The 12,681-nt window shown below is 73.2% G+C and carries 12 protein-coding genes; 2 read left to right on the top strand and 10 right to left on the bottom strand.

Annotation, left to right across the window (positions count from 1 at the left end; genetic code table 11):
- Positions 1-26: 26 nt before the first annotated feature.
- Complete coding sequence (locus tag FHX73_RS27445) at positions 27-860, bottom strand: aspartyl/asparaginyl beta-hydroxylase domain-containing protein (RefSeq protein WP_145908590.1); 834 nt, start codon at positions 858-860, stop codon at positions 27-29.
- A 402-nt stretch (positions 861-1,262) separates the two neighbouring features.
- On the opposite strand from FHX73_RS27445, the gene FHX73_RS27440 reads away from it, so the two are divergent.
- The gene (locus FHX73_RS27440) at positions 1,263-2,354 is read left to right on the top strand and encodes a helix-turn-helix domain-containing protein (RefSeq protein WP_246213910.1); all 1,092 of its coding nucleotides are present in this window, start codon (positions 1,263-1,265) and stop codon (positions 2,352-2,354) included.
- Between the two features lie 22 nt (positions 2,355-2,376).
- Positions 2,377-2,952 carry an HD domain-containing protein gene (locus tag FHX73_RS27435; RefSeq protein ID WP_145908589.1) on the top strand — a complete coding sequence of 192 codons (576 nt, stop codon included), beginning with the start codon at positions 2,377-2,379 and terminating at the stop codon, positions 2,950-2,952.
- Positions 2,953-3,140: 188 nt separating this feature from the next.
- Here FHX73_RS27435 and FHX73_RS27430 read toward each other — a convergent pair whose 3' ends face one another.
- The 9 genes from FHX73_RS27430 to FHX73_RS27390 form a co-directional block, all read right to left on the bottom strand.
- Positions 3,141-3,974 carry a PIG-L family deacetylase gene (locus tag FHX73_RS27430; RefSeq protein ID WP_145908588.1) on the bottom strand — a complete coding sequence of 278 codons (834 nt, stop codon included), beginning with the start codon at positions 3,972-3,974 and terminating at the stop codon, positions 3,141-3,143.
- Between the two features lie 94 nt (positions 3,975-4,068).
- Complete coding sequence (locus FHX73_RS27425; protein WP_246213909.1) at positions 4,069-4,656, bottom strand: hypothetical protein; 588 nt, start codon at positions 4,654-4,656, stop codon at positions 4,069-4,071.
- A complete protein-coding gene (locus FHX73_RS46475; RefSeq protein WP_246213908.1) occupies positions 4,653-5,222 on the bottom strand; it encodes a sigma factor-like helix-turn-helix DNA-binding protein in 570 nt (189 codons plus the stop codon). Before FHX73_RS46475 ends, FHX73_RS27425 begins: the two co-directional genes overlap by 4 nt.
- A gap of 286 nt (positions 5,223-5,508) precedes the next feature.
- A complete protein-coding gene (locus FHX73_RS27415; RefSeq protein ID WP_145908587.1) occupies positions 5,509-6,735 on the bottom strand; it encodes a S53 family peptidase in 1,227 nt (408 codons plus the stop codon).
- A gap of 415 nt (positions 6,736-7,150) precedes the next feature.
- Positions 7,151-7,759: a GNAT family N-acetyltransferase gene (locus FHX73_RS27410; protein WP_145908586.1), complete on the bottom strand. Its 609-nt coding sequence runs from the start codon at positions 7,757-7,759 to the stop codon at positions 7,151-7,153.
- Positions 7,756-9,753: a penicillin acylase family protein gene (locus FHX73_RS27405; protein ID WP_145908585.1), complete on the bottom strand. Its 1,998-nt coding sequence runs from the start codon at positions 9,751-9,753 to the stop codon at positions 7,756-7,758. Before FHX73_RS27405 ends, FHX73_RS27410 begins: the two co-directional genes overlap by 4 nt.
- Positions 9,750-10,553 carry an ABC transporter ATP-binding protein gene (locus FHX73_RS27400; RefSeq protein ID WP_145908584.1) on the bottom strand — a complete coding sequence of 268 codons (804 nt, stop codon included), beginning with the start codon at positions 10,551-10,553 and terminating at the stop codon, positions 9,750-9,752. Before FHX73_RS27400 ends, FHX73_RS27405 begins: the two co-directional genes overlap by 4 nt.
- Before the next feature lie 73 nt (positions 10,554-10,626).
- On the bottom strand, positions 10,627-11,634 hold the full coding sequence (locus FHX73_RS27395; protein ID WP_145908583.1) for a FecCD family ABC transporter permease: 1,008 nt from the start codon (positions 11,632-11,634) through the stop codon (positions 10,627-10,629).
- A complete protein-coding gene (locus FHX73_RS27390; protein WP_425461457.1) occupies positions 11,631-12,635 on the bottom strand; it encodes a FecCD family ABC transporter permease in 1,005 nt (334 codons plus the stop codon). The genes FHX73_RS27395 and FHX73_RS27390 overlap by 4 nt, the downstream gene beginning before the upstream one ends.
- Positions 12,636-12,681: the final 46 nt, after the last annotated feature.

The following is a 12,681-nucleotide window of genomic DNA, read 5'->3' as shown; positions in this document are numbered from 1 at the left end:
TTCGGAGTGCGGAGGTGGGCTGTTGATCAGGCCGTGAGCGCGAGGAGCCGACGCTTGGCCGTCCTCCAACGCCCCGCGGCCTCCATGTCGCCGACCGAGGTGTGCAGTTCGGCGATCAGGTCGTACGCCGCGCCCTCCGGCAGGGCGTAGGTGTAGAAGAGCCGCAGCAGCATCCGCTCGGCGGCATCGATGTAGCCCAGGGTGGCCATGCTGCGGGCGGTCCCCAGCCGTTCGGCCAGGACCGTCTCATCGGCGGTGGGCAGCGGCTGAGCAACCGTCGGGTGGAGCACCGGGCGGCGGGCCAGCCGTCGGTACGCGTCGTCGGCGTACACGTCGGCGATCAGGTGGATCCGGTCCGGGCCCAGGAGGTAGCAGACGCCGTGGGGGTAGGTCGGGGTGAGGCGCCAGATCCGGCCGCCGGCCATGTGCACCTTGGTGCCGCCGGTGACCAGGAAGGCGGAGCTGTTGGTGTGCAGGGGGACGTGCAGGCGGTGCCGCTCGACCTGGTCGAGCTCGTCGTAGTCACGGTGTTCCCAGAGGAAGGCGTTGCCCTCCAGTCGGGCGAGCCGCACCCACATGTAGTTGAGGCCGAGGCCGGCGAGGAAGGCGGTGGTGGCCGGCATCTGGGCCAGCAGGTCGGTCGGCCTGGCGGAGCAGTCGCCGATCGTCACGTCGGCGGCGTCGCCGGAGGCGTTCATCAGCGAGGTGGTCCACCAGCCGCCGGACTGGTAGGCGCTGTACTCCGCCCTCCAGGGTGCCGGGGCGGTCAGGGCCTCGTGGCGCATCCGCTCCAGCTGGGCGGAGTCCACGGCGTCCAGCTGGGCGATCTGCCCAGCCAGAGCGGTCAGTGTGGTGTTCATCGGGTTCCCTCATTCCGCTGGTGCGAAGTCGACGGCGAGCACCGTTCCGCTCGCGGCCTGGTGGCGGCCCCACCCCATCGGGGGATTCACAGGGAGAGGCCGCCGGCTGGTGTCCGCTGTGAAGGTCCGAGGAGCCGGGACCCGGCTCAACTTCCTTCAGAGCGGCGAGACATCTCGCGGATCGGGACCGAAGGAGCCGACCCGGAACTAGGCTTCCTCCGCGCGGTGATGCCGTAGTCATGAAGCTACGCTTAGTGACGTGGGGGTTCGACGGACTACGGGTACGAGTTGCCCGCGCGATCGAGGCCAGGGAGCGCCGGAATGCCAGCTCGTACGCCATCACGGCGGGGACAAGCACTGACTGGTGGTCGGAGTACGCATGAACGCGGGGCAGACGGCCTGGTGACCGGGTACCTCTTCAAGGTCATCCGGGAACAGGTCCCCCGCACCCAGGAGGAGTTGGCCATCGACCTCGGCGTGGACAAGAGCACGCTGCAGGGTTGGGAGTCCGGCCGGCGCCCGCTGTCGGCGACGCGGGCCGGCAACCTCGTCGTCATACGCCGCAAACTCATCCACCTCGGAGCACCACCGGCGTTGGTCGACGCACTGAACCTCGCCATGGACACCGACTTCATCCTCAGCGAGATGCTGAGCGACAGAGCCGGAAGCGGGTCCGTAGAAGAACACCCCCTTGCCAACTGGGTCCTGACGCGCGACACCACCCACATGATCGGATGGGCCGTCAGCGGCGTCCTTCCCGGAGTGGTGGCTGCTCAGATGAGCACCCCGGCGGCACGACGCGGTCCGGTTGCCGTCGCTCCCCTCCTCAGCGCAGCCGACCGCGCGCTGTTCTTCGACACTCTTCGCCAGAAGGCCGAGAGGGACGAGAGGGACAGCGAGGACGCGGCGTTGCTTCGGCGTCAGGTGTTCTATCTCTCGGCCTACGACCGCGATTGGAACGCTGCCGAGTGGTTCGACGCAATGCGACGTCGGGGCCGGCTGACAGCCTCGGTCTCGGGTTGGTCGCCCCGCTGGGTGGAGGCGCGATCGGTTGCTGCAGCCCTTGCCCGGCAGGGCGATCCCGAACTGCTGCGCGACTTCATCGCCCGGTCGCTGACCGACAACGATGCGGCCGAGGCAGCCAACCTCAACTACTGGGCCCACTGGCTCGGCCTGGACCCTCGTCCCCAGACCGACGACAGGTTCATGGCCGAGCGCGACCGCCCGGCCTGGGACGCGTCCGCATTGCTACGGCAGCTCGCGGTCCGGCTCGACCGGGCAGTCGAGTACACGGACCTGTACGTCCACTCGATCTGGGCCTTGCTGATCGCCAGGCGCGGGCTCCTCGACGCCGACCCGCACGTCGCAGAGGACTTGAAAGCACAGGTTCGGACGCTACTGGACGGGGACAGACTTTCTACGCAATCCCGCCGCGAGCTGGAGGCCGTGTACTACGGTCTTCGGATCGGCGGATCCGGCAGTACCCGCAACTGATCCAACGCACCGAAGGACGGCGATGACGGACGACAAGCAGTCGCAGGGCACGGCGGGCTTCCTGATGGAGATGGGAATGCTCAAGCGGGCCAAGCGGTCCGGCTGGTGGATCGCCGGCGTCAAGGACCCGGAGACCATCGCCGAACACAGCTTCCGCACGGCGGTCGTCGGTGCCGTGCTCGCCATGATGGAGGGCGCCGACCCGGCCAAGGTGGCGCTGCTCTGCACGTTCCACGACACCCAGGAGACCCGGATCGGCGACATCCCCCACATCGGCCGACGCTACGTCACCGCCGCCTCCAACGAGAGGGTGACAGAGGATCAGGTCAGCGCGGCCCACCCTGCCGTGCGTGCTGGCATTCAGGCGATCGTGGCGGAGTACGAGAACGCCGAGAGCCTCGAAGTGACCGTGGCCCACGACGCCGACAAGCTCGAATGCCTGATCCAGGCCGTCGAATACCGCGAGCAGGGCTACCAGAACGTCCAGCCCTGGATCGACACCAGCTTCGACAAACTCAAGACCAAGTCGGCTCGCACGCTGGCCGAGGCAGCGCTAACGATGAGCTCGCTCGAATGGCAGAAGGTGTACCTGGGCTGAGCTCGCGGCAGCCGAACCGGCTTGGTGCCGTACCGCGGCCTCGATCGCGGTGCCTTACCGATAGCCAGGCAAACGCTCCCAGACAGCCGCGTGAGCCGGCTGTCCCCCGCCGTCGAGCGCTCCTTGTCCGCAGAGCAGCGGGCAAGGAGCGCTTGCACCTGTGGCTCCCCGACCCCCGGTCAGGCGGCTCAGCGCAGGCCGGCGAAGAGGTCGTTCTCGGGGACGGGTGCGCCGGTGGGGTCCTGGACGCGCAGGAAGGTCTCGACGCCCATCAGTTCGGTGAAGCGCTCCTTGCCCATGCGCAGGAAGAAGATGTTCTCGCCCTGGCTGGCGTGGGCGGCGAGGGCGTCGTACTTCTGGCTGCCGAACTCGGCGGTGTCCACCCAGGTGGTGATCTCCTCGTCGGGCAGGCCGATCTGGGGCATGGTGGCGGCCTCCTCGGGGTCCGGCTCCGGCCAGTCGACGCCGGACTCGCGCAGGACCTCGCCGAACTGGCGCATGCGGGAGCGCGGCGCCGTCGTCCAGTAGAGCTTCGGGGTCTGTCCGGTCAGTTCCAGCGCGGCCGTGGTGATGCGGTTGGCCTGGATGTGGTCGGGGTGGCCGTAGAAGCCGTTCTCGTCGTAGGTGACGACGACGTCGGGCTGGTAGTGCCGCAGCAGTTCGGCGAGGCGGGCGGCTCCCTCGGCGACCGGGGTCGCCCAGAACGAGCCCGGGGCGTCGTTGTTCGGCCAGCCCATCATTCCGGAGTCCGCGTAGTCGAGCATTTCCAGGTGACTGACCTTCAGCACCTCGCAGCTCGCCTCCAGCTCCTGGCGGCGCAGCACGGCGACGGCGGCCGGGTCGTGGCCGGGCTCGCCGGGCTTGGCTCCCCCGGGGCCGTCGCCGCAACCGCCGTCGGTGCAGGTGACCAGGACGGTGCGGATGCCCTCCGCCGCGTAGCGGGCGAGGACACCGCCCGTCCCGCTCGCCTCGTCGTCGGGGTGGGCGTGCACCGCCATCAGGGTCAGGGGCCGGTCAGCCATGGTCAGGATCCTCCGGTTGCAAGAGTGCTTGGTCCGAGTCTGCCGCACGCGGGCGGTCGACCTCCAAGGCTTTCCGCGCGGCAAGACCGACCGGTCAGGCCCCGGCGAGCCAGTGGACCAGGTCCGGGTGGGAGCGGGGGACCTCGCCGTGGTCCTCGTCGTCGTCCACCGGCAGCTGACCGATCGCGGCGAGGATGCGGGGTGGCAGGCGCACGTCGAGGCCTTCCTGGCAGCGGGCCAGCAGGTCGGCGCGGACGGCGTGCGGGACCAGGGGGCGGGGCACGGCGGGCGAGCGGCGGGCGGGGCGGGGGCGGCGGGCGAGCTGCTCGGCCTGCGAGCGCCAGAAGTCGCCGTCCCGGGGTTCGCCGAGGCTGTGGTGATGGAGGCTCAGGCAGGAGGCGGCGGTGTGCGAGCCGCCGCCGGCCGCGAACTCCCACCAGAACCGGGAGCCGTCCCGGTGGCCGGCCAGGTGGAGCAGGGCGCCGAGGACGAGGGCGCCCTCGGGCTGGTCGTGGCCGTGGTCGGCGAGTTGCTCGATCGCGGGTGCGGCGGCGGGTGCGGCCAGGATCAGCGAGCACAGCAGGTCGAGTTCGTGTCCGGCCTGCTGGTGGGCGCTCGGGTAGGGGGCGGGTGCGGCGGTCAGGCGCCGCCAGTAAACGGTCTCGGCCTGGCTCGTGGTCATCTCGGGCTCCCGGGCGGCTGCTCGGAGCCGAAGGTGCGTTCCAGTGTGGCGCGGGCGCGGCGCAGTCGGGCGCGGACGTCGGCCTCGGTGGTGTCCAGGTAGTCGGCGATCCGGCGGTCGGGCAGGCCGAGGCCGTAGCTGAGGACGAGTACGTCGTGGTGGCGTTCGGACAGCCTGCCGAGGGCGTCGTGGACGGCCAGCTTCTCCTGCCAGGTGCGCACTCGCAGGCCGATGCGGTCGACGGTGGCGCAGGCCGCCTCCTGCCAGGGCTGCTCGTCGCCGGCGGGCTCGCGGGCGCCGCCCGCGTCCCGTTCGGCGGTGACGACGGCGATCGCCTCCTTGAGCAGCCGCCAGGCGTAGGCGGCGGTGCTGTGCTCGCGCAGGGCGATGGGCCAGGCCTGCCAGAGGTGTTCCCTGGTCCTCGTGACGACCCGGCGGACGTCCGGCTCGCCGAGGCGTCCGGCCCGGGCGAAGCGGGTCCAGACCAGCTCGTGCGTCTCGCAGAAGGCGGCGAAGGTCAGGCGCGGGTGCCTGCCTGCGGCCAGCGCCCAGTCCGGCTCGGTCACGCGTTCCGTCCTCTCCGGCGGGCGCCCATCGTGGGCCGCGCGGCCGCGAGATGAGAATACTTGCCACGAGGATGATGTGACGGAATGTCAGCCGGACGGTACGACAGTGCACTTGTGATCGAATTCGACCACCCGTCGACTGGAGCACGGGGGTTGGTCGCACCTTACCGACGCTCCGGCGCACCGGCACGACCGCTTCCGCCCGAGCCGCCCAACAACGTGAACGGCCCGTGGGCCCGGACCGGCGTGCGGTCCGGGCCCACGGGCCCGCAGAAGCAGCGCGGCGTCAGCCGGTGAAGGCCGCCAGGCCGTTCGGGGTGCCGAGGCCGGTCGGGCCGTCGTAGCCCTTGCCGGCGGTGCACAGGTAGGCCGGCGAGCAGGTGGCGGTCTTGCCGGTGGTGACGTCGTTCAGCGAGCCCGGGTGGGCGTAGGCGTCGGCCGCCGGGATCGCCGCGTGCGGCGCGCCCGCGTCGGCGTAGACCGCCGCGATGATCGGCGAGGCGACGCTGGTGCCGCCGTAGACGTTCCAGCCGGAGCCGCCGTAGGTCTGGTAGACCGCGACGCCGGTGGCCGGGTCGGCGACCGCCGAGACGTCGGCCACGGTGCGCTTGGCGCAGCCGGTGTCCTTCTGCCAGGTCGGCTTGGCGTCGTACCGGGAGCAGCCGGAGCCGGCACCCTCGCTGCTGCTGGTGGACCACACCGACTCGGTCCAACCGCGGCTGTTGGAGGCCTTCTTGAGCGAGGTGCCGCCGACCGCCGTGACGTACTTGGAGGCGGCCGGGTACTCGACGCCGTAGCCGCTGTCGCCGGAGGAGACGGTGATCGCGACGCCCGGGTGGTTGAAGTAGCTGGCGTCGTAGGAGGTGTCGGCCGAGGACTCGCCGCCGCCGTAGCTGTTGGAGACGAACTTGGCGCCCAGCTTGACGGCCTCGTTGACCGAGGTGCCGAGGTCGCCCATGCTGGCGCTGCTGGCCTCGACGAGGATGATGTGGGCGTTGGGCGCGATCGCCGAGACCATGTCGAGGTCGAGGGATATCTCGCCCGCCCAGCCGCTGTCGTCGGACGGCAGCGAGGTGGTGCTGCCGGTCTGGCTGACCTGCTTGAAGCAGCCGTTCGCCACGGTGCAGGCGGGCAGGCCGTACTGCGCGCGGTAGACGGCGAGGTCGGCCGCGGCGCTCGGGTCGTTGTAGGCGTCCACGATGGCGACGGTCTGGCCCGCGCCGCCGTTGGCCGGCAGGTTGTAGGCGCTGCGCAGGTCGCTGGGCCCGAAGCCGCTGGGGGTGGCGTTCGGGGTGACGCCGAGCGGGTGGGCCTGGGCGACGTCGGTGACCTTCAGCGCGTTGCACGCCATCGTGTCACCGGCCCGCAGGACGGCGCAGGACCGCACCCAGGAGGGTGCGTTGGCGGCGCCGGCGGGTGCGGCGGTGGCGAGGGCGGACAGGCCCAGGGCTGCGGTGCCGGTGAGGGCGAGCGCGATCCGGGCCGCCCGGGCGGTGGTGGGGGTGCGGAACAAGGGAGTGCCTCCTGTGACGGCAGGTCAACGTGGGGGGCGCGCGAGGTGCGTTCATCTCGGGCCATGGGGGTGGCCCGGGGTGGTGGGGGTCGACAGCCGCCCGAAGCACCGTTCGGTCGGGCGGCTCTCGATGAGGCTAAGTCAGTCATGTGCAGGCCAACAAGAGCCTGGGCAGAACTCAACCTTGGGATTCCCTAGGAGCGTTGACGGACCGTGCCCGCCCGCCACCGGCCGCCGCCACCCCGCACCGCCGCCACCTGCACCGCGAGCGCCCGGCCCCACGGCATCCCGCCCCGGACGTGACGCCAGGTCAGCGTCCGACTGGTAAGGGCATCAACTCCTCGGCGCAGCACCCCCGGAGGGAACGGGGACGAGTTGTCGCCTTCCTGCGGTGGAGAGTTGGAGGGACTGTGCGTCAGCTGGGAACCGGAGCGGCCGGCAGGACCTCCGCGCAGAACCGCTCGGCGTCCTCGCGCGCCAGGAACAGCAGTCGGGCCCGCTTGTGCTCCAACTGCACCTCCGGACCGGGCTGGAAGCCGGTGCGGCGCAGCCGGGCGATCGAGGCCTCGTTGCGGCTGTCCGGCTCGGCGACGATCCGGCGCACGCCCCGGTCGGTGAGCACGGCGGCGAGCAGTGCGCCGATCAGCACGGCGGTGTGGCCCGGCCTCGGCTCGCCGGTGGTCGGCGCGATCAGCAGGTGGACGCCGAAGTCGCCGTCCTGGACGGGGTAGTGCTCGCCGAGCGGGTCGTGCTCGGGCTGGTAGGTCTGGAAGAGCGCGACCGGTTCGCCCTCGCGCAGCAGCAGGTGGGCGTGATGGGTGGTGAGCGAGTCGAGGTAGGCGTAGACCTCGCGCACCTGTTCGCGGGTGTGGCCCACCATGCCCCAGAACCGGGCGCGTTCGTCGTCCACCCAGGAGTGCACGACGGCCGCGTCGCCGTCGGGGTCGAGCGGGCGCAGCAGCAGGGCGCCGAAGCCGGGGACGGTCCACTGGAAGGTGGGAGGGTCCTGCCGGGAGGTGGTCACGGGTTCTCCTGGGTGGTCGCGGGGATGAGCCGGCCGCTCAGCCAGAGCGGGAGTTGGTCGTGGCGGTGGCCGGGGCCGCCGGCGCCGAGCGGGACCACCCAGCGGCTGGCGGACCGGTCGGCGAGGTCCCAGGCGTAGCGGGCGGCGCTGGCCCGCCCGCACCGGTCGGTGATCCCGGGGACGCTGGTGGTGGCGAGCACGCAGTCGTGGTCGCCGCCGAGCGGGGGCTCGGTCCAGTCGGGGTCGGCCACCGCCCGCCAGGGGGCGAGGCGGTGGGTCTCGCCCCAGGCGCGGGCGGGCTGGCCGGCCACCTGGTCCAGGGCGGCGCGGACCACGGCCGCCGGGTCCAGGCCGGGCAGCCGGCCGGGGACCAGCAGGTGTTCCAGGGCGAAGCCGACCCGGGCGGTGAGCGAGAGCCAGGGCGCGAACAGGGCCGGGTGGCCGCCGGGTTCGGCGAGCGGGGCGAGCACCGGGAGTGCGGCGACCGCCCGCACCACGGCCGAGCGCAGCGCGGCGAAGCGGCCGGCGGCGACCGAGTCGGCGGCCATCCGCCGGTCCCAGTCGAGCAGTTGGTCGCGAAGTTCGGCGGCCTCGGCGGTCAGGCCGGTCTGCCGGGCGAGCAGACGCAGCAGCGGTTCGGCGGCGGCGAGGCGGGTGTCGGTGTGGACGCTCGCCATGGCCTCGGCGGTCCACCGGTCGTCGGCGCGGAGCAACTCGTCGATCCGTTCGGCGCGGTGCGGCGCGGCGAACTCGACGCCGAGCGGTGCGGCGAGCCCGCGGGCGTTGGCCATCACGGCGTGCCCGGTCACCTCGGCGCGCGGCAGCGGGTGGTGCCAGCCGGTCCAGGCGTGCCGGGCGAGCCAGGCCGGCACGGGGCGCAGCAGGTTGGCGCGGTCGCGGCGCGGCACCCGGCCGGCGACGCGGTGCAGGGTGGCGCCGGCGGTGTCTGCGGCGAGCACCACGTTGACCGGTTCGACCCAGTGCTCCAGGGCGGCGTCCAGTTCGGCGACGGTGCGGGCGCGCAGCAGCGCGGGCAGCGTGGCGAATCCCAACTCGCCGGTGACCCGCGGCGGGTGGCGCAGGCTCAGGTCCTCACCGAGCACCACCGGGCCGCGTTCGGTCTCGATCACCTCGACCTCGACGTCGGGTGCGCCGGCCACCTGGATGCGCTCGGTGTGCGCGTGGGCGGGCCGCCAGCCGTCGGGGCCCAGGGCCTCGACGCCGTGGTCGGTGCGGCGCAGGCGTTCGCGGTAGAGGTCCTGGTAGTCGGCCATCGCGTTGGTGATGGCCCAGGCGACGCCGCCGGTGTGGCCGAAGTGCGCGATGCCGGGGACGCCGGGGACGGCGAGGCCGATCACGTCGTACTCGGGGCAGGCCAGCCGGATCTGCTGGTAGAGGCCCGGGTCCTCGATGAAGCGGTGCGGGTCGCCGGCGATCAGGGCCGCGCCGGTGGCGGTGCGCTCGCCGGTGACCAGCCAGCCGTTGCTGCCGGAGGTGGCGGGGCCGTCGGTGGCGAAGTACCCGAGGGCCTCCTCCCCCAGCACGGCGGCCGCGCGCTCGCGCCACAGCTTGGCGGGCAGGCCGGCGAACAGCACGTGGTGCGAGAGCCAGAGCGCCAGCGGGGTCCACGGCTCCCAGCGGCCGGCCGCCAGGCCGGTCCGGGCGAACTCCGGTGCGGCCGAGGCGGCTTGCGGGAGCGCGGAGTTGACGCCGGCCACGTAGGCGCGGACCCAGGCGGCGGTGTCCGGGTCGAGCCGTTCGAAGCAGCGGCGGGCGGTGTCGACGAGCCGGGCCCGGCGGGCGAAGCGGTCCCAGTCGAGCTCGGCGGGTCCGAGGAAGGCGGCCGAGCTGCCCTGGGCGCGGTGCCGTTCGACCTCCAGCTGCCAGGCGCGGTCGGTGGCGGCGTTGGCGCCCTGGGCGCGGGCGAGCTCCAGGTGGTCGTCGGCGCGCAGGTGCGGGACGCCCCAGTCGTCGCGGTGCACCCGGGCGTTCACCGGGCCACCGCCACCCGGGCGCGCGGGATCACCAGCGGGGTGCCGGTCTCGGGGTCGTCGATCACCCGGCAGGGGAGGTGGAAGACCCGCTCGACCAGTTCGGCGGTGACGATCTCGCCGGGCGGGCCGGCGGCCAGCACCTGTCCGTCGCGCATGGCGATCAGGTGGCTGGCGTAGCGGGCGGCCTGGTTGAGGTCGTGCAGCACGGCGACCAGGGTGCGGCCCTGTTCCTCGTGCAGCCGGGCGCAGAGGTCGAGCAGTTCGACCTGGTGGGTGATGTCGAGGAAGGTGGTGGGTTCGTCGAGCAGCAGCAGCGGGGTCTCCTGGGCGAGGGCCATGGCGATCCAGACCCGCTGGCGCTGGCCGCCGGAGAGCTCGTCGACGGTGCGGTCGGCGAGTTCGGCGACGCCGGTGGCGGCCATCGACTCGCGCACCACCCGTTCGTCGCGCTCGGACCACTGGCGCAGCAGGCCCTGGTGCGGGTAGCGGCCGCGGCTGACCAGGTCGGCGACGGTGATCCCGTCGGGGGCGATGGATGTCTGCGGCAGCAGGCCGAGGGTGCGGGCGACCTGCTTGGCGGGCCGGGAGGCGATGTCCTGGCCGTCCAGCAGCACGGTGCCGGCGGTGGGGCGCAGGGTGCGGGCGAGGGCGCGCAGCAGGGTGGACTTGCCGCAGGCGTTGGGGCCGACGATCACGGTGAAGGAGGCGTCGGGGATGTCGATGCTGAGGTCGCGGGCGATGGTGCGGCGCTCGTAGGCGAGGGTGAGCGAGTCGGCGCGCAGGCGCGGGGTGGTGGGCATGGCGTTCTTTCGAGAGAGTTGACGGGTGGTCAGCGGCTGAGCGGCTGACGGGTCATCAGCGGCTGAGCGGCGCTCAGAGTCGGCCCGCTCGACGCTGCGTGCTGAGCAGCCAGATCAGGTAGCCGCCGCCGAGCACGCCGGTCACCACGCCGACGGGCAGCTGCCGGTCGGCGAGCAGGTGCTGGGCGAGCCAGTCGGCGCCGACCAGCAGGGCTGCGCCCACCGGCATCGCGGCCAGCAGGTTGGGGCCGGGTGAGCGGGTGAGCCGGCGGGCCAGCTGGGGGGCCGTCAGCGCGACGAAGGAGACCGGTCCGGCGGCCGAGGCGGCCAGCGCGGCCAGCACCGTGGCGGCGGCGAGCAGGGTCAGCCGCACCCGCTCGACCCGCACGCCCAGCCCGGCGGCGGTGTCGTCGCCCAGCTCCAGGATCCGCAGCGCGGGCCCGCAGAGCAGCAGGGCCGGCGGGGCGATCAGCAGCAGGCCGAGCAGCGGGGGCAGCGCGTTGTCCCAGCCCCGGCCGTCCAGGCTGCCGGTCAGCCAGAGCAGCGCCCGTGCCGCGTCGGTGAGTTGGGCCCGGGTCAGCAGGTAGCCGTTGACGCCGGTGAGGATCGCCGCCGTGCCGATGCCGACCAGCACCAGTCGGCCGCTGTGCAGTCCGCCGCGCCAGGCCAGCCCGGCGACGGCCGCGCCCGCGAGCACTCCGCCGGCCAGTGCGCCGCCGGCCAGCGCCCAGCTGCCGCCGCCGGCCAGCACGGCCAGCAGCGCTCCGGTGGCGGCGCCCTCGGTGAAGCCGAGGATGTCGGGGCTGCCCAGCGGATTGCGGGTCAGCGACTGGAACAGCGCGCCGGCCAGGGCCAGTGCGGCACCGACCACCAGCGCGGTCACCACCCGTGGCAGCCGCAGTTCCTCGATGACGAAGTGTTCGGCCGGCGTTCCCCCGCCGAACAGCACCCGCAGCACCTCCCCGGGGCTGATCGGGTAGCTGCCGCTGCCCAGTGCCAGCACGGCGAGGGCCAGTGCGGCCGCCACGCACCCCGCGCCCGCCGCGATCCCGCGCGGCCGGACCTTGACGAAGCCGTTCATGCCCCGACCCCCTTGCCCCGGCGGGCGTGCAGCAGGAAGAACGGTCCGCCGAGCACCGCCGTCACCACGCCCACCTGCACCTCGCCCGGCCGACCGAGCACCCGCCCGAGCACGTCGGCCCCCAGCAGCAGCGCCGGCGCGAGCAGCACGCAGCAGGGCAGCAGGCGGCGCAGGTCGGGGCCGGCCAGGGCGCGCGCGAGGTGGGGCACCATCAGGCCGAGGAAGACGATCGGCCCGCAGGCCGCGGTGGCCGCCCCGCAGAGCAGGGTGATCGCCAGCACCGTCAGCGCGCGCACGCGTTCCGGGCGGGCGCCCTGGGCGCGGGCGGTGTCGTCGCCGAGGGCGAGCGCGTTCAGCGGCCGGGCCAGGGCCAGCGCCAGCACCAGCCCGCAGAGCAGGAACGGCAGCACCTTGGCCACGGTCTGCGGGCGGGCGTCGGCGAGCGAGCCGACCGTCCACAGCCGCATCCGCTCCAGCGAGGCGGAGTCGAGCAGCATCAGCGCGCTGACGTAGGAGTAGAGGGTGGCGTTGAGCGCGGCGCCGGCCAGCGCGAGCCGGGCGGGGGTGGCGGTGCGGCCGCCGCCGACCACGTAGACCAGCACGGCGACGGCGGCCGCCCCGGCGAGCGCGAACCAGACGTAGCCGTCGAAGGTCGCCACTCCGAGGAGGGCGGTGGCGGTGACGACGGCGGCGGAGGCGCCGGCGTTGATGCCGAGCAGGCCGGGGTCGGCGAGCGGATTGCGCGTCAGCGCCTGCATCAGGCCGCCGGCCAGGCCGAGTCCGGCGCCGACCAGCAGGCCGAGCAGGGTGCGGGGCAGTCGCAGCCGGTGCACCACCGTGTAGTCGGGTGCGCCCGGTTCGAGCAGTCCGTGCCAGACCTGAGCGGGACTCAGCGATTTGGCGCCGACCCCCAGGCTCAGCACCAGGACGACGAGCAGCAGCGCTGCGACGGCGAGCACCACGGCCCACTGCCGTCGGGCTGGTGAAGTCGCCCTCGACAGCGTGGAGTTGGCAACGGTCACGGAAGGACTCCGAGGCTGGTCACGG

Source organism: Kitasatospora viridis, from assembly GCF_007829815.1.
GTDB classification, from domain to species: Bacteria; Actinomycetota; Actinomycetes; order Streptomycetales; family Streptomycetaceae; genus Kitasatospora; species Kitasatospora viridis.
The sequence above is the reverse complement of the archived record's forward strand: the minus strand, read 5'-3'. Positions and strand labels throughout refer to the sequence as shown.

Bases quoted from the DNA above. Each gene is read 5' to 3' on its own strand.
- FHX73_RS27425 (WP_246213909.1), bottom strand. From the start codon at position 4,656: ATGACCACGAGCCAGGCCGAGACCGTTTACTGGCGGCGCCTGACCGCC.
- FHX73_RS27435 (WP_145908589.1), top strand. From the start codon at position 2,377: ATGACGGACGACAAGCAGTCGCAGGGCACGGCGGGCTTCCTGATGGAG.
- FHX73_RS27430 (WP_145908588.1), bottom strand. From the start codon at position 3,974: ATGGCTGACCGGCCCCTGACCCTGATGGCGGTGCACGCCCACCCCGAC.
- FHX73_RS27395 (WP_145908583.1), bottom strand. From the start codon at position 11,634: ATGAACGGCTTCGTCAAGGTCCGGCCGCGCGGGATCGCGGCGGGCGCG.
- FHX73_RS27445 (WP_145908590.1), bottom strand. From the start codon at position 860: ATGAACACCACACTGACCGCTCTGGCTGGGCAGATCGCCCAGCTGGAC.
- FHX73_RS27400 (WP_145908584.1), bottom strand. From the start codon at position 10,553: ATGCCCACCACCCCGCGCCTGCGCGCCGACTCGCTCACCCTCGCCTAC.